Raw genomic sequence first — 22657 nt, forward strand, 5'->3', positions numbered from 1 at the left:
AGGTCGAAAACCCCGGGGCGCAGTTCGCCGCCCTGTCATCTGCCACCGATCGGACGGAGGCGTTCGGCATCCCGCCCGAACATGTGTTCGGCTTCGAGGATTGGGTCGGCGGCCGCTATTCGGTCTGGGGGCCGATCGGCCTGCCGGTGATGCTGGCGGTCGGGCCTGCGCAGTTCCGCGCGTTCTTGGCCGGGGCACAGGCGATGGACGATCATTTCCGCACCGCCGCGCCGCGCGACAACCTGCCGATGCTGCTGGCGCTGGTGGGCCTGTGGCATCATCAGTTCCGCGGACACCCGACGCGCGCGGTGCTGCCCTACGATCAGCGTCTGGAACGGCTGCCCGCCTATCTTCAGCAACTGGAGATGGAAAGCAACGGCAAGCGCGTGTCGATGGACGGCGCCGCGCTGACCCACCCATCGGGTCCCGTCGTGTGGGGGGAGCCGGGGACCAACGGGCAACATGCGTTCTATCAGCTGATCCACCAGGGCACCGATGTCGTGCCTTGCGAGTTCCTGGTGGCCGCGCGCGGGCAGGAACCCGAGCTGGCCGATCACCACGCGCTCCTGCTGGCCAATTGTCTGGCCCAGTCGGAGGCCCTGATGAAGGGGCGCAGTCTTCAGCAAGCCCGCGATTTGATGGCCGCCAAGGGCCTGACCGGCGCCGAGCTGGACCGACAGGCCCGCCACCGCGTTTTTCCCGGCAACAGGCCGTCGACCACATTGATGTTCGACCAGACCACGCCGCATGTGCTGGGGCAGATCATCGCGCTTTACGAACATCGGGTCTTTGTGGAGGGGGTGATCCTGGGGATCAACTCATTCGATCAGTGGGGGGTGGAGCTGGGCAAGGAGCTCGCCACCGCGCTGCTGCCGATCGTCGAGGGGCGCGAGGGGGCGGAGGGCAAGGACCCCTCCACCCGCCAGCTGGTCGAATTCGCCCGATCGCAGCGCGACCGGGCGCGTTCCGGTTAGCGGGGCAGGAGCACCGTGTCGACGACATGGATCACGCCATTCGACTGGTTGACATCCGCGATGGTCACCTTGGCCGCGTCGCCTTTCTCGTCATAGATATAAAGGTTGTTGCCCTTGACCTGGGCGGACAGCGCGTCGCCGGAGACGGTTTCCAGGTTGAAAAAGCCGTCTTTGCCTTTCTTGGCCTTGGCCATCAGTTCGGCGCCGGTCATCTTGCCCGCGACGACATGCGCGGTCAGGATCTTGGTCAGCATATCCTTGTTTTCAGGCTTCAGCAGGGTGTCGACCGTCCCGGCGGGCAGCTTGTCGAAGGCCGCGTTGGTGGGCGCGAAAACGGTGAAGGGACCTGCGGATTGCAGCGTCTCGACCAGACCGGCGGCCTTGACCGCGGCGACCAGCGTGGTGTGATCCTTGGAATTCACCGCGTTGTCGACGATGTTCTTGTTGGCGAACATCGCCGCGCCGCCGACCATCGGATTGTCGCCCGACGCCATGTCGGTGCTGGCCGTCGCATCGCTTGATGCGGCCGCGTCGCCCGTCGCGGGCGTACCGCTCATCGCGGCTTTTTCTGCGGGCAGCAGTACCTTGTCGATCACGTGAATGACACCGTTCGACTGTTTGACATCGGCGATGGTGACATTGGCCACGGTGCCGCGCTCGTCCGTCAGGGTGATCATGTCGCCATCGGTCTGGGCCTGAAGCGTGCAGCCACCGACGGTCTCGACCGGATGGGTGCCGCCGTCATCCTTGACCATGCCGCGAATGGCATCGGACATCGCATCGGCCGCGACGACGTGGCAGGTCAGGATCTTGGTCAGCATTTCCTTGTTTTCAGGTTTCAGCAGGGTGTCGACCGTGCCGGCGGGCAGCGCGGCGAAAGCCTCGTTGGTGGGGGCGAAGACGGTGAACGGGCCTTCGCCCTGAAGCGTCTCGACCAGCCCTGCCGCCTTGACGGCCGCCACCAGCGTGGTGTGATCCTTGGAATTCAGCGCGTTCTCGATGATGTTCTTGTTCTCGAACATGGCGGCGCCGCCGACCATCGGATTTTCGGCCAGCGCGGGCAGGGCCAGCGAAAGCGCGACGGCGGCAATGGCCGTGGACTTGAAAACTCTGTTCATGTTCTTCTCCGGGTTCTGCCGCCCGCATCGTCGGGGGCTTCTGCTCAAAGACACGGCCCGCATCGGGCAAGAGTTTCGCAAGATCGACATGTTTTTCGCCGGCGCCGCCGCTTTGCCCCTTCAGCCAAGGGGAGCGTGGCGGTTCACGTCCTTGTAGAGCAGATAGCGAAACGGCTCCGGTCCGCCGGCATAGCAGGCCTGCGGGCAGAAAGCCCGCAACCACATGAAATCGCCGGCCTCGACCTCGACCCAGTCCTGGTTCAGCCGATAGACCGCCTTGCCCTGCAAGACATAAAGGCCATGCTCCATCACGTGGGTCTCGGGGAAGGGAATGACGCCGCCGGGCTGGAAGGTCACCACCGTGACATGCATGTCATGGCGCAAGTCCGTGGGGTCGACAAAGCGCGTCGTCGCCCAGACGCCATTGGTGTCGGGCATTGCCATGGGCGCGACCTCGGCGTCGCTGGAAATTACCACGTCGGGCGAGGAAAGCCCGTCAACGCTTTGATATTTTTTACGAATCCAGTGAAGGCTGGCCCTGTGGCCGGTCCGGTTGCGCAGCCGCCACCCGCATCCCGGCGGCAGGTAGGCAAAACCACCGGGGGCAAGCCTGTGGGTCGTGCCGTCGACCGTCAGCTCCACCGTGCCGCTCACCACGAAGAGCACGCTTTGCGCCGCGGCGTCGACTTCGGGACGGTCGCTGCCGCCGCCCGCCTCGATTTCCGCCACATATTGCGAGAAGGTTTCGGCGAAACCCGAAAGCGGCCGCGCCAGCACCCAGAATCGCGCGCCCTCCCAGAACGGCAGCAGACTGGCGGTGATATCCGACAGCGTGCCTTTCGGGATGACCGCATATGCCTCGGTGAACATGGCGCGATCCGTCGTCAGCTGGGTCTGCGGTGGCAGCCCGCCCGGCGGGATGTAATAGCGGTCGCTGCACGGGGGCGTGGTGGTCATTCAAACTCCTCCAGAAGTCTGTGTTGGGCTTCGATCTTGTTGAGGTGGTCCTTGCCGGCGCGCCCCGACATCCGCATTGAAAGCGATGCGAGATAGCGGATCAGGGCCAGAACGCCGGTGTAGCTGTCGAAGGGCGCGCTGCCCGCGACCGGGCAGATCAGGGTGCGCCGGGTGGCGGCCGGGGGCAGACGCACCGACGGGTCGGTGATCAACAGCACCGGCACGCCATTTTCGGCCAGCAGATGCAGCATCCGGTGCAGCCGTCCGACGACCCGGCGCACGCCAATTACCACCACCATATCCTCGGGGCCCAGATCCGACAGCGATTCAGCAAGGCTTTCGCCCGGGCCGGGCAACAGCCGGGTGTGTGGCCTGAATTGCACGAATTGCCAGCGCGCATAGGCCGCGAAGTAATGGCTGTTACGAAACCCGGCGAAGCCCAGCCTGCGCGCGCCGACAAGGGCCCTGGCGATGTCCGAGACCCTCTGCGCGTCAAGCGCGGCAAGCCCCGCCTGCAAGACGCGCATCTCTTCTTCGAGGAAATCGCCGATGTCGCCGGAAAATCGCGGATCGTCCGCCTGTTGCGCGCCGCCGCCGGTGAATAGCGGGGAGCCCCAGCGGCGCGCGTCACGCGCCTGTCGGCGCAGGGCGTCGTAATTTTCCAGCCCGATCCTGTGCACCAGACGCGTCACCGTGGAATTGGACACGCCCGCCCGGTCGGAAAGCTCGCTCGCCGTCAGCACGCAAACCTCGGCGGGATCGGACAGGATCGCGTCCGCCAGACGTTGTTCGCTGCCCGGCAGAGCCGAATATTCCGCCTGAAGACGGTCGACGAAATTGACCTTCGATTGCATGGGGCACCACGGCTCGATGGAAAATGATTTCCAGATTAATAGTAAATGGAAAAAACATTGCAACAGTTTCCTGTGCCCCTCTGGCCGACCGCTTGCCGATCCCGAAGCCGCGCGATATGCCAACGGAGGTTTCCTTGAGCAGGCGTTAAACCCATGATTGAGCTTGATGCCCATGCGGTAATGGTGATCTTTGTCGCGCTGGCGGCGGGCGGGATCCTGAAGGGGGCCCTGGGACTTGGCGCGCCGCTTGTAGCGGTGCCGGTGATGGCCAGCTTTTTCGATGTGCGTCTCGCCGTGGTTCTGATGGTGCTGCCGAACCTCGCGACCAACATCTGGCAGCTGTGGCTTTTCCGCAAGGAGCCGGTGCCGCGCCGCCTGGCTTGGATCTTCGCGGTTTCGGGCGGGCTGGGGGCCTTCGCGGGCACGGTGCTGCTGGCAACCCTTTCGGCGGGGTTGCTGATGCATCTGGTGGCTTTCGCGGTGCTGGCGTTCATCGCGCTGCGCGTCGCCAAGCCGGATTTCGCCATCGGGGTGCCCCTGGGACGCTGGCTGGCGGCGCCCTTCGGGTTAGTGGCGGGAATACTTCAGGGGGCGGCGGGGATCTCGGCGCCGGCTTCGGTCAGTTTCCTCAGCGCGCTGCGGTTGCCGCGCAACCTCTTCATCCCGACGATCTCGATGTTTTTCGCCGCGATCAGCGCGGTCCAGCTGCCGACGTTGCTGTGGTACGGGATGTTGAACGGCCAGGTCGCGCTGCTGGGCGCCGCGGCGCTGATCCCGCTGCTGGGGCTGATGCCGCTGGGCCAGTGGCTGGCGCGCCGGGTGTCGGCCGTCGCCTTCGATCGGATCGTGCTGGTGGTTCTGGCGCTATTGGCGGTCGATCTCATCTGGACGGGATGAGCCAAGCCGCCCCTGGTAAAATGGAAAGGCCCGACACGGTATCACCATGCCGGGCCCGCCGCCGGATCATGCGCGGCGATGCGCGTTCAGTGGTCCGGCTTGCGGAAAAAGAAATCCCACACGACCAGCACCATCGTGACGATGATGACCAGCCCCAGATCCAGCCGCGGCACGCTGAAGCCCAGGATGCCCACGAAAATCAGCAGGATGACGAAGGCGAACGCCATCAGGATACGGTCTGTCATTGTGCGGTCTCCTCGGGGGACAGGGTCAGGATGTGGCTTTCCAGCCAGCGGGCCGTGCGCAGCAGCCGGGCGTCGTCGCCGCGGCGGGCGACCAGCTGCACGCCCATCGGCATGCCGTTGCTCGCGCTCAGCAGCGGCAGGGTAACGGCCGGGGTACCGCAAAGGGTCCACAGACCGTTGAAGATGGCGTTGCCGGTCGTGGTCAGATCCGCGGGCGCCGCACCGGGCGCGGCAAGCGTCAGGATCGCGTCGCAGCGCTCGAAGATCTCGGCCAGGGCGGCGTTCAGCACCTTTGGATAGTCGAGCGCCGAGATGTAATCGCGCGCCAGCACCTGCTTGCCCTTGTCGATGGCCTCGCGCGTTTCCGCGGACAGGCTGTCGCGGCCACGATTTTCATAGTGATAGAAGTTCTTGGCCATTTCGGCGAAGTTGATGCGTTCGCGCGCGGCCGCGGCTTCGGCGAAAATCGAGGGCAGGGGCGCGGGAAAGCAGATCTCACCCAGGGCTTCGGCCAGTTCCTCGAGGGCCTCGCGCGCTTCGGGGTCCGCCTGATCGGCGTGGGGCGGCATCACGACGGCTAGCGTCGGCGTGACCGGAGGCGCGGTCTGTGCCACCGCCAGCAGCCGGGGCGCGGCCGCGGGCTGGGTCGCACTGTCGGCGGGATCGTGGCCGTAAAGCACCTCGGCCAGCATCGCCGCGTCTTCGGTGGTGCGGGCAAAGACGCCCGGAGTGTCCAGGCTGGGCGACTGGATCAGCATGCCGGTGCGCGGCACCATGCCAAAGCTGGGCTTGAACCCGGTGATCCCGCAAAAGGCCGCGGGCCGGATGATCGAGCCGCCGGTCTGCGTCCCGACCGCAAGCGGGACCATGCCCGCCGCCACAGCCGCGGCCGATCCCGACGACGAGCCGCCGGGCGTATGCGCCGGATCATGGGGATTGCGGGTCTTGCTCGGATGCAGGAAGGCCAGTTCGGTGGTCACCGTCTTGCCCATGATGATCGCGCCCGCCGCGCGCAGGCGGGCGGTCACGAAGGCATCTTCATGCGGGACTCGCCCCTTGTCGAGCGCGGCGCCGTTTTCGGTGGGAATGCGCGCCGTGTCGATGATGTCCTTGAGCGCGACGGGCAGCCCGTGCAGGGGGCCGATCGCCGCGCCCGAGGCGCGCAGCTTGTCGAGCCGCTGCGCCTGGGCCATCACATCGTCGCCATCCAGATAGGCCCAGGCCTGAACCTCGGGCTCGCGCGTGGCGATCCAGTTCAGACAGGCCTCGGCATATTCGACGGCCCGGACCGCCCCGCGTGCCAGCCGGTCGCGCAATTCGACCGCGCCGAGGCTGAGCAGGGGGTCCGGCCCGGACCGGTCGCGGCCGGTCCGGTTCTTTTGCACCGCATCACCCGCCATAGAACACCTGCGGAAGGTAGAAGACGATCTGCGGGAAGACATACATCAGGATCATCGAGACGAAGACCATCGCCAGGAAGGGCATGACGCCCGCGAAGATCTGGGTCAGCTTGACCTCTGGTGGCGCGATCCCCTTCAGATAATAGGCCGACATCGCCATCGGTGGTGTCAGGAAGGAAGTCTGAAGGTTCAGCGCGACCAGGATGCCGAAGAACAGCGGATCGATGTCGAACAGCGGCAGCAGCGGCAGGAAGATCGGCACGAAGATGATGATGATCTCGGACCATTCCAGCGGCCACCCCAGCAGGAAGATGATCAGCTGCGCCAGAAGCAGGAATTGCAGCGGCGTCAGATCCATGCCGCGGACGAATTCCCCGATCAGCTGCTCGCCGCCCAGATAGCTGAACACCGACGAGAAGGTGTAGGAGCCGACGAACAGCCAGCACACCATCGCCGTGGTGCGCACCGTCAGATAGACGGATTCGCGCAGCCTCTGGAAGGTCATGGCGCGATAGGCCACGGCCAGCACCATGCCGCCCAGGGCGCCGATGGCGGCCGCCTCGGTGGGCGTGGCGAGGCCGAAGAGGATCGAGCCCAGCACCGACAGGATCAGCACCGCCAGCGGAAAGAAGGAGGTGATCAGCATCCATGTGAGTTTTTTCCACGGGACGTCCGGCACCTCTTCGGAGGTGGGCCGCGGTGCGACGCTGGGTTGCAGGATGGCGCGGCCGATCACATATGTCAGATAGAGCGTCACCAGCGTCAGGCCCGGCAGCAGCGCCGCCGCGTAAAGGCGCACGATCGAAACGCCCGAGGCCGCCGCATAGACGATCAGCATGATCGACGGCGGGATCAGGATGCCCAGGGTGCCGCCCGCGCAGATGATGCCGGAGGCAAAGCTGTGGTCATAACGCGCCTTGAGCATGGCCGGCAGCGCCAGCAGGCCCATCAGCGTGACCACGGCGCCCACGATGCCCGTCGCCGTCGCGAAAAGCGCACAGGTCACCAGCGCCGCGACACCCATCGAACCGGGGACGTTCTTGGACGCCACGTTCAGCGTGGTGAAGAGCCGGTCGACGATGTTCGCGCGTTCCACGATGTAGCCCATGAACAGGAACAGCGGCACGGCCGTCAGCACCTCGTTCGACATCACGGTATACGTCTGGTTGATAAACAGGTCGAATATTCGGTTGTTGTAGAACCCCTCCAGCCATTGGGTGGAAGAGGTCCAGATATCGGTGCCATCCGGCAGCCTGTCGAAGGCGCGCCACATGCGGCTGGCATCGAAATAGGCGAAATATCCAAATCCTATGCCCAGGGCCATCAGCGTGAACGCGATGGGGAATCCCAAAAACACAAGGATAATGAAAATGCCGAGCATCAGCAGGGCTACTTGGGGGTCTGTCACTGAGATGTCTCCGCTGCGGAAAGGGACGTGCGTGAGCTTTCCGTCATTTCATGTCCGGATGTTCGCTGCCGGGGTAGCGGGCGGCGGGATCTTCGGCCGCGCTCTGCTGCACCAGGATTTCTTCGGTTTCCTTGACGTCGTCGTCAGGCAGGCGCCAGTAGCCTTCGCGGATGCACATGATGCAGCGCAGGATCTGGGCGATGCCCTGGATGAACAGCAGGATGCCTGCCGCGACGATGACGCTCTTGAACTGGTAGATCGGGATGCCTGCGGGGCTGTTCACGCTGACTTCGCCGTAGCTCCAGCTGCGCGAGGCGTATTTCCAGCCGGAAAAGATCAACGCCGTCACGCCGGGAAAGAAGAAGAAGAGATAGAGCACGAGATCCACCGCCGCCTGCGCGCGCGGGTTCCAGAGCCGGTATAGGAAGTCGCCCCGCACATGGCCGCCGCGCGACAGCGTATAGGCTCCGCCCATCATGAACAGCGTGCCATACATGATGAAGGACACGTCCAGCGACCACGGCGTGGGGGAGTTCAGGACATAGCGCACGAAAACTTCGTAGCTGACGCCGAAGGTCATCAGGATGATGAGCCAGCCGAATGCCTTGCCGAAGGCCGCCGACAGGCTGTCGGCGAAATTGATGAATCCAAGCAAATCTGCTTCTCCATGAATAGAAGCTTCCCGGCAGCGTTATCGCCGCCGGGAAGGTTGTTGATTCAGTAGGTTGGGATCAGAGCTTGAGCTTGCCCGGGAAGTAGTGCTCGTAAGCCAGTGCATAGTCGGGCGAATTCATCAGCTCGTAGAAGGTGACGCGCTCGACCCAGGCGCGCTGGCTGTCGAGGACCTTCTTCATGAAGGGATCTTCTTCCAGCGTCGGGATCAGCGTGTCCCAGGCATTCAGCTCCGCATCCAGGATGTCCTTGGAGGTACGGTGCACCGTGACGCCCATCTCGTCCTGAAGCTTTTGCAGGTCGGCCGAATAGTTGTCCATCGCGGTCGCCGTGTTGGAGGTCGACGCGGCCTCGACGCCGTGGCGCAGGATGGCCTGAAGGTCGGGGTCCAGGTCTTCCATGAACGACTTGTTGAACAGGAATTCGAACGACTCGGACGCCTGGTGATAGGACGACAGGTAGTAGTTCTTGGCCACGTCCTGCGCGCCGAAGCGCATGTCGGAGGAGGGGTTGTTGAACTCGAACGCGTCGATCACGCCGCGCTCCATCGCCGGGACGATTTCGCCGCCGGGCAGCTGCGCCACGGACATGCCGAGCGATTGCATCAGGTCTGCGGCCAGACCGACGGTGCGGTACTTCAGGCCCTGAAGGTCGGCGGCGGTGTTGACCTCGTTCTTGAACCAGCCGAGCGGCTGAGCGGGCATCGGGAAGCCCAGCAGGCCTTCGACATCCATGCCCATGACCTGCTGCGTCAGCTCGTCATAGAATTCCTTGCCGCCACCCGCGTAGAACCAGGACAGCATGGTCGTGGCCGAGCCGCCGAACACTGGGCCGGTACCGAAGAGCGAGGCGGCCTTGTTCTTGCCGTACCAGTAGACGGGAACCGAATGCGCCGCGTCGATCAGGCCGTCGTTGACCGCGTCCAGAACCTGGAACGCCGCGACCACAGCGCCGGCCGGCAGCAGGTCGATTTTCAGACGGCCGCCGGACATGGCCTCGACACGGTCCACGTATTCCTTGGCGAAACCCATCCAGATGTCGGATGCGGGCCAGGAGGTTTGCATTTTGATGACCATCGGGCTTTGGGCCAATACCGCCGGTGCGGCCAGGCTTCCGCCTGCGGCAATGCCGCCGGCCATTGCGCCCGTCCGCAGGAACGAACGGCGCGACAGGTTGGATGTGCCCTTGGGCGCTATTTCATTTGTCATGGATATTTTCCTCCCACAATTTCCGCATCAGATCGTAGCTAACGCCGCGACAGGTTAAACATTGCGTGTCGCAACGCAAGCGGATTAGCCGGATTGGTCAGGAATTCAGACCAAGTTCGCGGAATTTTCGGCGGTTGCTTTACCTCATGGATGTAAGCTTCCGAAGTGTCGCTATTTTTGCGCGAGTGCTAGGCTTTGGATCAGGACGCATGTGCGGAATCTGACGTGCATAGACCTATGCCGACTGCGAACACGCGCAGCAATGGGGTAGCCTTGTCCATCTTAGCAAGGTTTTCAGAAGGGTTGGCAGATGGATTCGGGCGTCATGAACCGCAGTGTGCATTCCATCACCGCCCTGGTTCTGCCTGCCGCGCTTCCGGTTTTGCTGGCCGGCGTCGCGCTCTCGCTCGGGCAGGCCCATTTTCATCTGCTGATGGCCGGTTTTCTGATCACGCTCACGCTCGTCGGCGCCGGTGTGATCTTTCATCTGCGCGCGGGCCGGCTTTGACGGGCGGGCGCGATCGCTCAGATCATATCCCTTTGGACAGGCCCTGCCTGCGGAAGGGGAGCCCTCCTGCGCCCCTGCGCCCGAGCGCGCCACGACAAATCCATTAGAATTTATCTCATTCGTAACCTTTCGGGATGAAGCCATTCCCGCCGCGCATGATGGAGAAGTCGCATGTTTTCCACCTACGTCATTTTCGGGGTCGTCCTGGGGGCCGCCGCCGCGATCTGTCTGCTGTTTCTGGATTGTCAGCTCTGGACGGCGCTTCTGGCCTATGCCGTGATCGGCAACCTCGCCACGCTGGCGTTCACCGGCATGAGGTTTTCGACGCGCGACACCGAGGAGGCCGCCCGGCGCAGCCCTGATCCCCTGCGCGGCAATGGAAAGAGCGCACGTCTGGCCACCGACCGCTGATCGCGAACCGCCGCACAGCGATGTGGAATGCGCTGCTCCGAAGACGCGAGCCGACCCCGGCGGGGTCGGCTTTTCTTTTGGCGCATCGCAGACGGACCGCTGAACAATGCACCGGCAGCCGGGTGCGGATTGTTAGCTTAAATAACTGAAATTGATGTTAAAATTTTGCATATCGATTCTCCTGCGGCGCATGTCCATTGCCTGCGGGTCAAGGCTCTCCAAGGCATCCCGAGCGATCCATTCGGATAGTCATCCTCCCCAAGGGGAGGCCGATTAGCCTTCTGCTCGAGTGAAATTCATCCGGTTTGCGCGGAACTTGGCTGCACCTCCCGACAGGACGTCCTGCCTGACGGATCAGCCAAATCTTTAACCGGCGGAATGTCTTGCCGCCAACGGAGAGCAACATGAAATTTCACAAGCGAATCCTCGAAACCGGGGCTGCATTTCTGGTCCTGAATCTCGGTTGGGTGCCTCAAGCGATTGCCCAGGAGCTCAAGAGCACCTTCGATTACCGGATCGTGGAAACCGATGAGCAGGGACAGGAAACCCTGGTGGCGCGCGACAGCGTCCGGCCCGGCGAGACGATCTATTACACGCTGACGCACAAGAACACGGCCGATTTCGACATGGCGGGCCTCGTCATCGTCGCGCCGGTTCCCGCGGGCGTCGAGTTCCTGCCCCAGACCGAAGAAAGCTCAAGCGATGCGGTCTTCGAGGTGCAGGCCGAGCTGGAGCCGGAGCAACCCGGCCTGGAATGGTCGACCATGCCCGCCATGCGCCGCGTGGTCGATCCAGACGGCAGCGAACGGATGGAGCCCTTGCCCGCATCCGAGATCGCCGCCGTTCGCTGGCGTCTCAAGACCGCTCTGCTGAGCGGAGAAGAAGCGCTGAACGCGTATCGGGTCGTCGTCGAGTGACGGGCCGACCGTTCCTCCGGGGCGGGCAGAAAACCACCAAAAAACAGCAAAGTGAGACCATGAAGTGAAAAAGAATTCTCTTTTCCTGCGGACGAGCAGCGCCATCGCGCTTGTCTCCGTGATCGGGGCTGCCGCCTATGCGGCCGCGCCCGAAGCAGGGTCGGTCATCGGCAACCAGGCCGTGGCGACCTATCTCAACGATTCCGGCGATACGATCACTGTCACCTCGAACAAGGTGGAAACCGTCGTTCAGCAGATTGCGGGCGTCAGCATGACCTCCGACAACGCCGAGGCGCTGGCACCGGGCGGCAAGGCCTTTCTGCCGCACATCATCACCAACGACGGCAACGGCGCGGACAGCTTCCTGCTTTCGGTAGCCGAGCAGTCGGCGGGCGCGCTGGATCTGGCGTCGTTGGTCTTCTACCCGGACGCCGACATGGACGGCGTCGCGGATTCGACCACCCCGATCACGCAGTCGCCGACCCTGGGCGTGGGCGAGCAGTTCGGCTTCATCATCGAGGCGACGGCGCCTTCCACTGCCGGCGGAACCGAGGACCTGCTGGTGACTTCGACGAGCGTGCTGGACGGCACGATCCTCGCCACCAACACCGACACGCTCACCATCAGCAACGGCCCGATCGTCGAGCTCGTGAAATCCATGACGGTCGACCCCGCCAGTGGCGGCAACACCGCGCTGGTGGACGCGGGCGACGTCGTGACGATCACCCTCAGCTACTCCTCGACCGGCCTCGCCACGGCGAATGTCTATGCGGTCGAGGATATCCTCGACAGCCGCCTGACCTATGTTGCCGGGTCGGCGCGCTGGTCGGACGCCGCGGCACCTCTCGACGATGCTGCGGCAGGGGCGCCCGATGAGACCAACGGCTCCGGCGAGACCATCGACTACAGCTATGACGGAACCGAAACCGTCGGGTTCGAGATCAGTGAAGTGAAACCCGGCCGCCGCGGCAGCGTCACCTTCCAGGCCGTCATCAACGGCACTGCCGACTCCGGGGTCATCCCCAACCAGGCCACCCAGTCCATCAACGGCGCAGCCTATCCGCCCTCCAACACCGCGTCGGTGAATGTGGATTCGCAATACCTGGTGTCCATCGCCGATACGCAGATCAACACCGACGGCTCCGTCAACACGAGTGTCGTCTCCGCGACCGACGACGATGCGACCAGCAACGATACCGTTGCCGAGAGCAGCTCCGCCGCGCAGGGCGGCGTGGTCGAATTCGAATTCGTGATCTCGAACCGGTCCAACGAGACCGACAGCTACAGCCTTGAGGTGGCGAACACCGACTTCCCGGCCGGTACGACCTTCCGCATGGTCGGCGCGGACGGCTCCACCCCGATCGTCGGGTCGGTCGGCCCGCTCGCCGTCGGGGCGACAACCAAGGTCACGCTGCAGGCCACGCTGCCCACCGACGTTACCCCCACCGGGGCGGCCGACTTCAACGCGACCGTCAAGACCATCTCTGACGCAAGCGGTGCCAGCGACACGTCGATCGCGAATTTCATCGGGCCGATCCTGGCCTCGGCGGTCGATCTGGAAAACAACGTGTCGGGATTCGAAGGTGACGGCGCGGACCCCACCAACACCGGCGGCGTGCCCTGGATCACCAATACCACCGATCCGGGTCAGCCCACCGTCTTCGACATGAAGGTCGAAAACCTCGGGCCGACCGCGGACAGCTACAACCTGACGCTCGATCAGCCGCTGCCTGCGGGCTGGCTCGTCGAATTCCAGCTTGAGGACGGCACGATCGTCACCAACACCGGCACGATCCCGAAGTCCGATTTCAAGCTGATCAAGGTCGTCATCACCCCCGATCCGCTTGCCGCGCCGGGCGATACCTTGGTCGACATCAAGGTCACCTCCGCCGTCTCGGGGCAGAGCGATCGGATCGAGAACCAGGTCACCGTGAACGAGATCGTCGACGTTTCGCTGGTCGCAAGCCAGTCGACGCAGGCATCGCCGGGCGGTGTCGTGGAAATGGTGCACACGCTGACCAACGAAGGCAACATCGCGATCACCGAAGGGTCGATCAGTGAAAGCGGGTTGAGCAACTTCAGCGGCGCGATCTACTGGGATTCGAACGGGAACGGCACGGTCGATTCCGCGGAACAGATCATCGACAACTTTGATGATCTAACCGACGGCGTCGCGAGCGGTACCAACGGGCTTGCGCCGGGCGACAGTGTATCGCTGATCTACCGGGTGCAAACGCCCGGCAGCGCGACACCCGGCCTGTCGGAAGTGGGCACGATCACCGTCGATGGCTCTTTGAACGGGGTTGCGGCGAAGACCGACATCACGCCCGAAAACAACGCGGTCGAAGACCTGATCACCATCATCTCGGGCGATGTGACGCTGACCAAGTACCAATACGTCGACACGGCCTGCAACGGGACCGCCGGCACCTTCGCCAAGCAGCGACAGGATGTCGATCCGGGCCAATGTATCCGCTACCGCATTGTCGCCGACAACACCGGTACCAGCGATGCGGATACGGTGACGATCCGCGATGTCGCGCCCGCTTACACCGCGATCGAGACCTGCGGCGGCGCGTGCAACCCGTCGATCGTCCCTGCCGGAAACACGATCAACATCACCGGCAACGCGATCGAGGGCAACCACGGCACCCTGCTGCCGGGCGGTACCGCCGAACTCGAGTTCACGGTCAAGGTCGCGCAGTAAGCGCGCGGCCCGCGAAGACGGCGCATCCCTCTCTCCGGGGGTGCGCCCACCAAATAATCAAAGAGCGGTAAGTCAAATGGTGCGGTTTTCATCCTTACGGCGCGCAGGTGCATTCTGTCGGCTTGCCATCTTCTGCCTCCTGGCAGCGAGCTTTGCAGGAACCTCCGCCCATGCCGTGCCCGCGCCTGTGGGCGTCGAGATCGGCAGGGACGCGCAGGTCAGGTATTTTTCCGTGGGCCGCGGCATCATCGAGGCGCTGGTGTCCAACCCGGTCCAGGCGATCATCGCCGAATTCCCGGCATACCGGCTGAACGGCCGGACCGATCTGAGCCTGTCGCGCGGGGCGCTGGGCCAACATTACTTCGAGCTTGAGAACACCGGCAATGTCGCGCTGAATTTCCGCCCCGAAATCGATAGGAGCGGCGAGGCGAACATGCTGTCGTCGGGCGTTCTGCATGTCGATGCCAATGCGAATGGCCGGATCGATGCAACCGAAGTCCCGCTGCCCAGCGGCGCGATGATTACGGTGGCGCCCGGAACGACGCTGCAATTGATCTACAGTTTCGATGTCAGCGCGGCCGCGAACAACGGCGATGTCGCGCGAACCGTGTTGAACGCCAACGCAAGTTCCGTTCTGAGCGGCGCGCAGGCGAGCGGTCAGATCTCCACCCTGGGCGTGGTGACGGTGGGAACGGCTGCCGTCGCGCTCGAAAAAACGCTTGAGCAGCGCAAGGCGCCGCTGGTGGATTACCTGACCTACACGCTGAGGCTGCGCAACAATTCCAACGCCGCCGTTCAGCCTTACGACCGGATCGAGGGCGCGCCGCTGCTGGTGGATGGCGCCCCGCGCACCGGTTTGCTCGTGCGCGATGGCGTGCCCCTTCACACGCGGTTCACGCGTATGATCGACAGCGGCGGCATGACCGCGCTTTATCATCTGTCCGGCAGCCCGGATCACAGCTATGTCACGCGCGCGCCCCAGGATCGCGACAAGATCGATGCTGTCGCCTTCCTGCACGACGGCGCCTATCCGGTGGGCCGCTCCACCGATCTGCGCTTCACCGTCGAAGTCGATCACACGCGGGGAAATGTCTCGGTGCGTAACACGGCGTGGGCTTACCTGCCCAATGGCGCCAGCACGACGCGTATCGCGTCGAACCCGGTGATCTACGATCATCAGACGCCGCTTAGGCCGACGCTTGAGTTCGTCGATCCGCTTACCGGCGCGCCGTTGAGTGCGACCCCGCCCACCGGGGACATCGGCGTCACCGTCACGGCCGGAGCCTGTAACCTGTCGAGCGCGATCGACACGATCGACGTGATGGTGCAAAGCGCGCTGACCGGCGATGTCGAGGCCGTTCCCGCGCGCGAGACCGGACCCAACAGCGGCCGGTTCAGCATCGCGCCGTTGCCGGTCGCCCAGATGCGCACGGTCGTTTCCGGCGATGGCGTCCTGGGCGTCACGCAGGGCGACCGGATTGCGGCCGAGGTGCGCTGCGGCGGCCTGCAGGTGTCCGGGGCGCTCGCGGTGCAGCCGGGTGGCTTCGTGTTCAACAGCGTCACGGATGCCCCGATCGCCAACGTCGAAGTCGCCTTGCTCGATTCCACAGGGCGCGACGTTGCCGTGGCCACGACCGACAACACCGGCTTTTATCAATTGACGCCGGTGGCGGCCGGGCAATACCGGCTGAGCGTCCGCCGACTTTCCGGGTTCGATTTCCCGAGTTTGCGCCAGGTTTTTCTGGGCCGCTCGCGCGTCGTGGTCGGCGGCGCATCGCGGGGACAGGCGTTCTCTCACGCAGGCGGCGCGCTGCCGCAGATCGATCTGCCGGTGGACCCGTCCTACGGCGTTCCGCTGGCGCTTGCCAAAACGGCCGACAGATCCACCGTGCGCACCGGCCAATATGTGACCTACAAGATCAAGCTGCTCAACAACATGGCGCAGGCGCTCGACGGCGTCGCCGTGGTCGATACCTTTCCCGAGGGCGCGATTCTGGTGCCGGGGACCGTGCGATATGAAGGACGTTCCGTGGCGGACCCGACCGCCAATGGCGCCGATCACCGCTTTACGCTCCCCGATATGGCGCCGTTATCGCAGACGGTCTTGAAATATGTGCTGCGCTTCACCGGGCGCACGCGCGAGGGGGTCACCTACAACAGCGCGATCCTCGAGGGGCGCCAGATGGGCACGGGCAGGGCGATGCGCTCTGGCATCGCGCGGGCGGCGGTGCGGCTGGACAACAGCGGCGGCGTCTTCTCGCGCAAGGCGTCGATTATCGGGACGGTCTTCATGGATTGCAACGGCAACGGGATGCAGGACACCCTCGAGGAGCCCGGGGTTCCCGGCGTCAAGATCGTCACGCAGGAGGGGCTGCTGGTCGTCACGGATGAAGACGGGCGCTATTCGCTCGGCAATCTGCGTCCCGTGACGCATGTTCTGTCGCTCCAGCGGACCACATTGCCCCGCGGGGCGGCGCCGGTGATCCTGCGTGCCGCTGACATGTCGCTGTCCGGCACACGCCTCGTCCCGCTGAAAAGGGGTGAGCTGCGGTCGGAGAACTTCGCGCTCGAAGGCTGTGCCGTCGCGACGCTGGAGGAGGTCGATCATCGGGCGCGTCAGATCGCCGGTGGCTCCGCCCCTGGCGATCGGCTCGGGGAACTGGGTTTCGGAACCGCAGGCGACGCCGCGACCGCGCGCAGCGAGGCGGGCTTGCCGACAAGCAGCCAGATCGCCACGGGTGCGGCCGCGATCGGCGGCGCGCCCGGGGCCGAAGGCGAAACGGAGCAGGTCCGCAAGCCGCTGGAGGAGCTCATCAAGTCCTTGACTGCGACGCCGGAATTCCTTGGTCTGAAGGACGGCATGACGGTGAGGCGGCAGAGCCTGACGATACGCGTCAAGGGCCCTGCGGATCTGACGCTCAAGCTCTCGGTGAACGGTCGGGCATTGGGCCGCGACCGGGTGGGGGAGCTTTCCACCTGGCAAAAGGGCAATGTGCAGGCTGCGGAATTCGTGGCCGTCAACCTGATGCCGGGTGAAAATCGCCTGAGCCTGACCGGGGCGGACGGCTTCGGGATCGAGCGGATGCGCAAGGACATCACCGTCATCGCGCCGGGCCGTCCGCAGCGCATCCAGATCGCCGCCCCGGCGGAAGCGACGGCAGAATCCGCCACGCCGGTCCCGCTCGTCGTGAGGATTGTCGATCGCGCGGGGCGTCCGGTGCAGGCCTCGGGAATCGTCACGCTCAGCGCACGGTTGGGAAAATGGGACGTCAAGGATATCCGTCCCGATACACCGGGCTTGCAGGCTTACATCGACAATGGCGAAGCCGTCTTCGATCTGATGCCGCCCCAGACCACGGGGACCGAACTGATCACCGTGCAGTCGGGGTTCGGCACGGCCGAGGCCGAGATCCAGTTCGTGCCGGACCTGAACGAGCGTATCCTCGTCGGCGTCGTCGAAGGGGCGGTGCGGCTGGACGACGGCGAGCTTTCACTGGAAGGCGGCGATTTGTCGGCCTTTGAGGAGACCACGGCCGGGGTGCGCGGTGAGCTTTACCTCAAGGGGCGCATCCGCGGCGATGCTTTGCTCACGCTGCGCTACAGTTCCGATCGCGATACCGAGGATCGGCTTTTCCGGGATGTGCGCTCCGACGATTATTACCCGGTCTACGGCGATCGCTCCGAGCGCGGGTTCGACGCGCAGTCCAGCACCGACCTCTATGTCAAGATCGAGCGTGGCAAATCCTACGTCCTTTACGGTGACATCGCGATCGAACCCGAAGCCGAGGCGTTGCGTCTGGGCGGGCTGCGGACCGTCAGCACCGGTGTCAAGGCGCAGTGGCGCGCGGACCGAGTGGCGGTTACCGTTTTTGCCGCGCGCACCGCACAGCAGGACCGGGAGGTCGAATTCGCCGGGCGCGGTATATCCGGGCCTTATCCGATCGACCTGTCCGCGTTTCGCGAGGGAAGCGACAGGGTCGAAATCCTGGTGCGAGACCGCGATACCGGCAAGATCCTGTCGTCCACCCAGATGCGGCGATTGAACGATTACGTGCTGGACTACTTTGCGAACACCCTGATCTTCAACGCGCCCGTCCGGCAGGCGGACCGCGATGGAAATCCGGTCTCGATCCGGGTGCGATTTCAGCAAACGGCCGCCAATGCCGAACGCTATTGGCTCTATGGCGGCGAAGCGCGCTATGAGGTCAATGACCGTACATCGGTGGGGGCGCGCGTCGTCCGGTCGGACGGTGCGGCGTTGTCGGATCAACGCTACCAGATCCATTCGGCCTATATCGCCTCCGACCTTACCGACAAAACCTCCATTGAGGCGGAAGTCGCCGGTGCGTTCAACGGCGCGGGCGAAAGCGGCCGGTCGGCGCGCGTCAAGCTGCGTCATCAGGGCGAACGGGCGCGGCTGGAACTGGAAGCGGTGCATACAGACCGCGGTTTCGCGCCACCCGGCTCGGCCTATCGGCCCGGACTGGACCTGCTGTCGCTGGAATATGACTACCGGCGCGAAAACGAGGAAACAGTCGGCTTGTCGGCCTCCTATGTCGCGGACAAACCCGCAGGGACCAAGGAACTGACCGGAGAGATCGAGTATACCCGCCCCGTCAGTGAGGAGCTCAAATCGACGGTGGGTCTGCGGCTGCGCCAGGATCTGGGCGATCGCGGGCGGGGTACGGATGTCGCGATGACCTTCGGCGCCATCCTGTCGCCCAGGTCATGGCCGGGGCTGACGATCAGGACCCGGATCGATCAGCCCATCATGGGCGTGGGGCAGGGGGTCTTGCGCTTCGACGGGGAATATGAGGTGCGCGAAGGGCTGACCTATTTTGCCGACATAGAGCTGGAGCTGGGCGAGGACGGGCGCGTCTCCGACGCCACGCGCTCTCGCCTGGGCGTCGATTATAGGCTTGCCGATTGGGTGGAATCGCGTACCGAATTCAAGGGCGATCACGCGGGCGAAGACCGCTCTGCGGTGTCTCAGCGGTTCGCGGGTCAGGCGCAGCTCCGTCCCGGGGTCACGCTGCGCTACGCGGCCGAGCACACGGAGCCGGTGGTGGGCGACGCCTCCCGGCTGACCGCCTTGGCGCTGGGCGCGGGCTGGGAATCGGAAGGAGGCGATTGGATCGCGGATGCCGACGCGGAACACACCTGGGAAGAGCAGGGCAACACCTTCTACGTGAACCTCGGGCTGGCAGGCCAATTGAACGACGATCTGACGCTTCTGGCGCGCTCGCGCCTGGCGCTCGACGCACGTGGCGACGAGGCGGAGCGCCTGCGCCACCGGCTGCGTTTCGGTCTGGCCTACCGGCCGCTTCGGGACCCTCGGCTGAACGTTCTGGCCTGGTATGAGCACAACCTAGAGCAGGCGGATCAGCGTTCGGAGGATCATATCTGGTCGCTGGCCGCGACCTGGGATGTGACCCCCTCGCTGCAACTGCGTGGCAAATATGCGGGGCAGATCTCGACCTATTCCGAGCGGTCTTCCGGCAAGGCGGGCGGGTTCAAGGGCCGCAGCACGACGCAGCTGGTGCAGGGCGGGGCCACCTTCGATCTGTTGCCGAAACGGTTGCAGCTGGCGCTGAACGTCATGCGCATGTGGGATGACACCGGCGCCGCGACCAATGCGCTGGGCGCGGAGGCGGGATTTGTTCTTGGCAAGGGCACCATGATTTCGCTCGGTTACAATCACGCGCAGGACGGCTTTGCGATCACGCCGACGCTTTACAAGGACGGGTTCTATGTGCGGTTGCGGATGCTGCTCGACGGCTCTCTCTGGGATCGACTGGACGGGTTTCTGGAATGATCGTCGGCACCGCCTGCGCGCCGCAGGGCCGTGTGATGCCGGGGATCGGCGCGGCGGGCGTGTCAGGCCTCCGCCGTCTGAAAGGCGCCGTAGGTGCCGTTCATGAACAACAGGGGCCGCCCCCGCCCGCGTGTCGCGCGCGTGACCTCGCCCACGATGATGATGTGATCGCCCGCGTCATGACAGGCGACCTGGGCGCATTCGAAGCGAGCCAGGCAGCCCTCGAGCAGCGGCACGCCTTCGTGGCTGGTTGTCCAGTCACAGCCCTCAAAGGCCGAGGCGCTGCGCGCGAAACTGTGCGCAAGGTGGCGTTGGCGGTCGGAAAGCACGTGGATCGCATAGTGTTGCGCCGTCTCGAAATGCCCGTAACGGGCCGAGGCCTTGGCGGGCGACCACAGCACCAGCGGCGGGTCCAGCGAGACGGAGGCAAAGCTGTTGGCCGTGATCGCGACGGGGCCGAGGTCCGTCGCGGCGGTCACCACGGTCACGCCGGTGGCGAACTGCCCCAGCGCATCGCGGAACGCGCGTTTGGTTTCTGGTCCCGGCCGAAAACTCGTCATCGAAAGCTCATCCACCCCTTGATTCAGCATACCGGCCCAAACTGCCTCATGCCGAGGGTCCCGGCCACCGTGAATTCACCCGAACGTCGTCGCGGCGGGGGGCGACGCCCTATCGAACGATGTCCCGTCGAACGGTGCCGCGTTCACTGCGCGGCCACGTCGATCGTCTGGCGCAACCGGGCGGTGGCGCGGTCGAAGATCAGGATGCGCTGGTCGGCGGTCACCACGCCATACCAGTCCGGCCCCACCGTGATCGCCGTGGCGATCTTGCCGTCGGGCAGCACGATCCGCTCGGGCAGGGCCAGCGGCTGCGGGTCTTGGGTGAAGCGCATGACAAACAGGACGATGATGGTTACAAGCCCGACAATCATCGTGCCGGTCAGAATCGTGACCAGCCTTTTCAGGAATTTCAGGCTGTCCGGCCATTGCGTGCCCGGGTCGTCATCCGATTGTGGAGCCTTCTGCATGGCCGCTTCTCCGGTTCATCTTGTCACGGTCACGATTGCCGCGGACCCGCCGCCGCGCCTTGATAAGGCGCTTTCGCGCGATGTGCCAGAGCGGGAGGCGCTGAGCCGCTCGCGGCTCGTGCGGCTGATCGCCGAGGGCGCTGTGACGCGCGCGGGCGTGGTGCTGGCCGATCCCAAGGCGCGCGTGGCCGAGGGCGATGTCATCGCGATCGCGGTGCCCGCCGCCGCGGAAACCGAAATCCTGCCCGAGGATATCGCGCTTGCGGTACTTTACGAGGACGACGATCTGATCGTGGTGGACAAGCCCGCGGGCATGGTCGTTCATCCCGCGCCCGGCACGCCCTCGGGGACGTTGGTCAACGCGCTGCTTCACCATTTCGGCGGCAATCTGTCGGGGGTGGGCGGGCGCAAGCGGCCGGGCATCGTGCACCGGATCGACAAGGACACCAGCGGTCTGCTGGTGGTGGCCAAAAGCGATGCCGCACATCACGGGCTGGCCGCGCAATTCGAGGCGCACAGCGCGCGCAGGCGCTATTTCGCTGTCTGTCACGGCGTGCCCGACGCGGGGGATCCGCGCCTGCGCGGCACCCGCGGCGTGGGGCTGGAGGCGGGCGACGTGCTGACGGTCACCACCCAGCTGGCCCGCCACCGCACGGACCGACAGCGCCAGGCGGTCCTGTTTCAGGGCGGCCGCCACGCCGTTACCCGGCTGCGCATGCGTGAAACCTTCGGCACGCCCCCCGCGGCAGCGGCGGTTGAATGTCGGCTTGAAACCGGACGGACGCATCAGATCCGCGTGCACATGGCACATATCGGCCATGCGTTGATCGGGGATCAGACCTACGGCGGGCGGCGAAAGCTTTCGCAGCGGGCCGTGGGCGAATTCGCACATAGTGCTGTGCGCGAATTCCCGCGGCAGGCGCTGCATGCGCAGACGCTGGGGTTTGTTCATCCGGTGACCGGTCAAGATCTTGATTTCGTTTCGCCCATTCCAGCAGACATGGAGGGGTTGCTGTCCGCGCTGCGGGGCGAAACAATCCGCAAGAATACGTGAGGCTTGTGTCATGGCGTGGCCCCCGCGCGTTGGCCCCGGTAAGATCATATGTGAAAAGCTTCCGCGGTTGCCGAGAGGAACCGCAAGATTAGCCAGATGTTAAGTTCAGGCAGGTAGCTGACTGAGCCACGAAGGGATAGAACATGAGCTACGCAAATCTTCCCGCCCCGTCGCCGGAGCAAGGGCTGAACCGCTATCTTCAGGAAATCCGCAAGTTTCCCATGCTGGAACCTGAGGAGGAATATATGCTGGCCAAGCGCTGGGTCGAGGATCAGGATACCGAAGCCGCGCACAAGATGGTGACCAGCCACCTGCGCTTGGCCGCGAAAATCGCGATGGGCTATCGTGGCTACGGCCTGCCGCAGTCCGAGGTGATTTCCGAGGCCAACGTCGGTCTGATGCAGGCGGTCAAGAAATTCGATCCAGAGAAGGGTTTTCGCCTCGCGACCTATGCGATGTGGTGGATCCGCGCCTCGATTCAGGAA

At 64.5% G+C, this 22657-nt stretch carries 18 protein-coding genes and 2 pseudogenes; 9 read left to right on the top strand and 11 right to left on the bottom strand.

Going from position 1 to position 22657, the window contains the following annotated elements; genetic code table 11:
* Positions 1-974 (top strand): annotated as a pseudogene (locus tag ACU0BR_RS09025) (glucose-6-phosphate isomerase); the annotation flags it as partial.
* On the opposite strand, the gene ACU0BR_RS09030 reads toward ACU0BR_RS09025, so the two are convergent.
* The 4 genes and pseudogenes from ACU0BR_RS09030 to ACU0BR_RS09045 all read right to left on the bottom strand — a co-directional run bounded on the left by ACU0BR_RS09030 (position 971) and on the right by ACU0BR_RS09045 (position 3903).
* Complete coding sequence (locus ACU0BR_RS09030; protein ID WP_446156528.1) at positions 971-1468, bottom strand: fasciclin domain-containing protein; 498 nt, start codon at positions 1466-1468, stop codon at positions 971-973. The pseudogene ACU0BR_RS09025 and the gene ACU0BR_RS09030 sit on opposite strands and share 4 nt — an antisense overlap.
* 75 nt (positions 1469-1543) lie before the next feature.
* Positions 1544-2092: pseudogene (locus ACU0BR_RS09035) on the bottom strand (fasciclin domain-containing protein); the annotation flags it as partial.
* 120 nt (positions 2093-2212) lie between these two features.
* A complete protein-coding gene (locus ACU0BR_RS09040; protein ID WP_446156511.1) occupies positions 2213-3049 on the bottom strand; it encodes a bifunctional allantoicase/(S)-ureidoglycine aminohydrolase in 837 nt (278 codons plus the stop codon).
* Positions 3046-3903 carry a MurR/RpiR family transcriptional regulator gene (locus tag ACU0BR_RS09045; protein ID WP_446156512.1) on the bottom strand — a complete coding sequence of 286 codons (858 nt, stop codon included), beginning with the start codon at positions 3901-3903 and terminating at the stop codon, positions 3046-3048. The genes ACU0BR_RS09040 and ACU0BR_RS09045 overlap by 4 nt, the downstream gene beginning before the upstream one ends.
* Positions 3904-4056: 153 nt before the next feature.
* On the opposite strand from ACU0BR_RS09045, the gene ACU0BR_RS09050 reads away from it, so the two are divergent.
* A complete protein-coding gene (locus tag ACU0BR_RS09050; RefSeq protein ID WP_446156513.1) occupies positions 4057-4800 on the top strand; it encodes a sulfite exporter TauE/SafE family protein in 744 nt (247 codons plus the stop codon).
* An 86-nt stretch (positions 4801-4886) separates the two neighbouring features.
* On the opposite strand, the gene ACU0BR_RS09055 is transcribed toward ACU0BR_RS09050, so the two are convergent.
* From ACU0BR_RS09055 to ACU0BR_RS09075, 5 genes are all read right to left on the bottom strand, one after another.
* Entirely contained in the window at positions 4887-5045 is a 159-nt protein-coding gene (locus ACU0BR_RS09055; RefSeq protein ID WP_446156514.1) for a hypothetical protein, read from the bottom strand.
* A complete protein-coding gene (locus ACU0BR_RS09060; protein ID WP_446156515.1) occupies positions 5042-6445 on the bottom strand; it encodes an amidase in 1404 nt (467 codons plus the stop codon). The genes ACU0BR_RS09055 and ACU0BR_RS09060 overlap by 4 nt, the downstream gene beginning before the upstream one ends.
* A complete protein-coding gene (locus tag ACU0BR_RS09065) occupies positions 6435-7853 on the bottom strand; it encodes a TRAP transporter large permease (RefSeq protein WP_446156516.1) in 1419 nt (472 codons plus the stop codon). Before ACU0BR_RS09065 ends, ACU0BR_RS09060 begins: the two co-directional genes overlap by 11 nt.
* A gap of 43 nt (positions 7854-7896) precedes the next feature.
* On the bottom strand, positions 7897-8508 hold the full coding sequence (locus ACU0BR_RS09070; RefSeq protein ID WP_446156517.1) for a TRAP transporter small permease subunit: 612 nt from the start codon (positions 8506-8508) through the stop codon (positions 7897-7899).
* 76 nt (positions 8509-8584) lie between these two features.
* Positions 8585-9733 carry a TRAP transporter substrate-binding protein gene (locus tag ACU0BR_RS09075; protein ID WP_446156518.1) on the bottom strand — a complete coding sequence of 383 codons (1149 nt, stop codon included), beginning with the start codon at positions 9731-9733 and terminating at the stop codon, positions 8585-8587.
* A 310-nt stretch (positions 9734-10043) separates the two neighbouring features.
* Between ACU0BR_RS09075 and ACU0BR_RS09080 the strand changes: the two genes are divergently transcribed.
* The 5 genes from ACU0BR_RS09080 (at position 10044) to ACU0BR_RS09100 (ending at position 20091) form a co-directional block, all read left to right on the top strand.
* Positions 10044-10241 (top strand): hypothetical protein, encoded by a 198-nt coding sequence (locus tag ACU0BR_RS09080; protein WP_446156519.1) that lies wholly within the window; start codon positions 10044-10046, stop codon positions 10239-10241.
* Between the two features lie 171 nt (positions 10242-10412).
* Positions 10413-10652: a hypothetical protein gene (locus tag ACU0BR_RS09085; RefSeq protein ID WP_446156520.1), complete on the top strand. Its 240-nt coding sequence runs from the start codon at positions 10413-10415 to the stop codon at positions 10650-10652.
* A gap of 404 nt (positions 10653-11056) precedes the next feature.
* Positions 11057-11569, top strand: a complete 513-nt coding sequence (locus ACU0BR_RS09090; protein WP_446156521.1) for a hypothetical protein — start codon at positions 11057-11059, stop codon at positions 11567-11569.
* Positions 11570-11633: 64 nt separating this feature from the next.
* The gene (locus tag ACU0BR_RS09095) at positions 11634-14276 is read left to right on the top strand and encodes a COG1470 family protein (protein ID WP_446156522.1); all 2643 of its coding nucleotides are present in this window, start codon (positions 11634-11636) and stop codon (positions 14274-14276) included.
* 232 nt (positions 14277-14508) lie between these two features.
* A complete protein-coding gene (locus ACU0BR_RS09100) occupies positions 14509-20091 on the top strand; it encodes a carboxypeptidase regulatory-like domain-containing protein (RefSeq protein ID WP_446156523.1) in 5583 nt (1860 codons plus the stop codon).
* 62 nt (positions 20092-20153) lie between these two features.
* On the opposite strand, the gene ACU0BR_RS09105 is transcribed toward ACU0BR_RS09100, so the two are convergent.
* Together ACU0BR_RS09105 and ACU0BR_RS09110 are read right to left on the bottom strand one after the other, a co-directional pair.
* Entirely contained in the window at positions 20154-20651 is a 498-nt protein-coding gene (locus ACU0BR_RS09105; RefSeq protein ID WP_446156524.1) for a flavin reductase family protein, read from the bottom strand.
* A gap of 143 nt (positions 20652-20794) precedes the next feature.
* A complete protein-coding gene (locus tag ACU0BR_RS09110) occupies positions 20795-21118 on the bottom strand; it encodes a DUF6476 family protein (protein WP_446156525.1) in 324 nt (107 codons plus the stop codon).
* Between ACU0BR_RS09110 and ACU0BR_RS09115 the strand changes: the two genes are divergently transcribed.
* Both ACU0BR_RS09115 and ACU0BR_RS09120 read left to right on the top strand, forming a co-directional pair.
* Positions 21117-22172: an RluA family pseudouridine synthase gene (locus ACU0BR_RS09115; protein WP_446156526.1), complete on the top strand. Its 1056-nt coding sequence runs from the start codon at positions 21117-21119 to the stop codon at positions 22170-22172. The genes ACU0BR_RS09110 and ACU0BR_RS09115 overlap by 2 nt on opposite strands.
* Before the next feature lie 143 nt (positions 22173-22315).
* On the top strand, positions 22316-22657 hold a 342-nt coding region (locus ACU0BR_RS09120; RefSeq protein ID WP_446156527.1), incomplete at its 3' end, for a sigma-70 family RNA polymerase sigma factor.

This window comes from Brevirhabdus sp., from assembly GCF_052826345.1.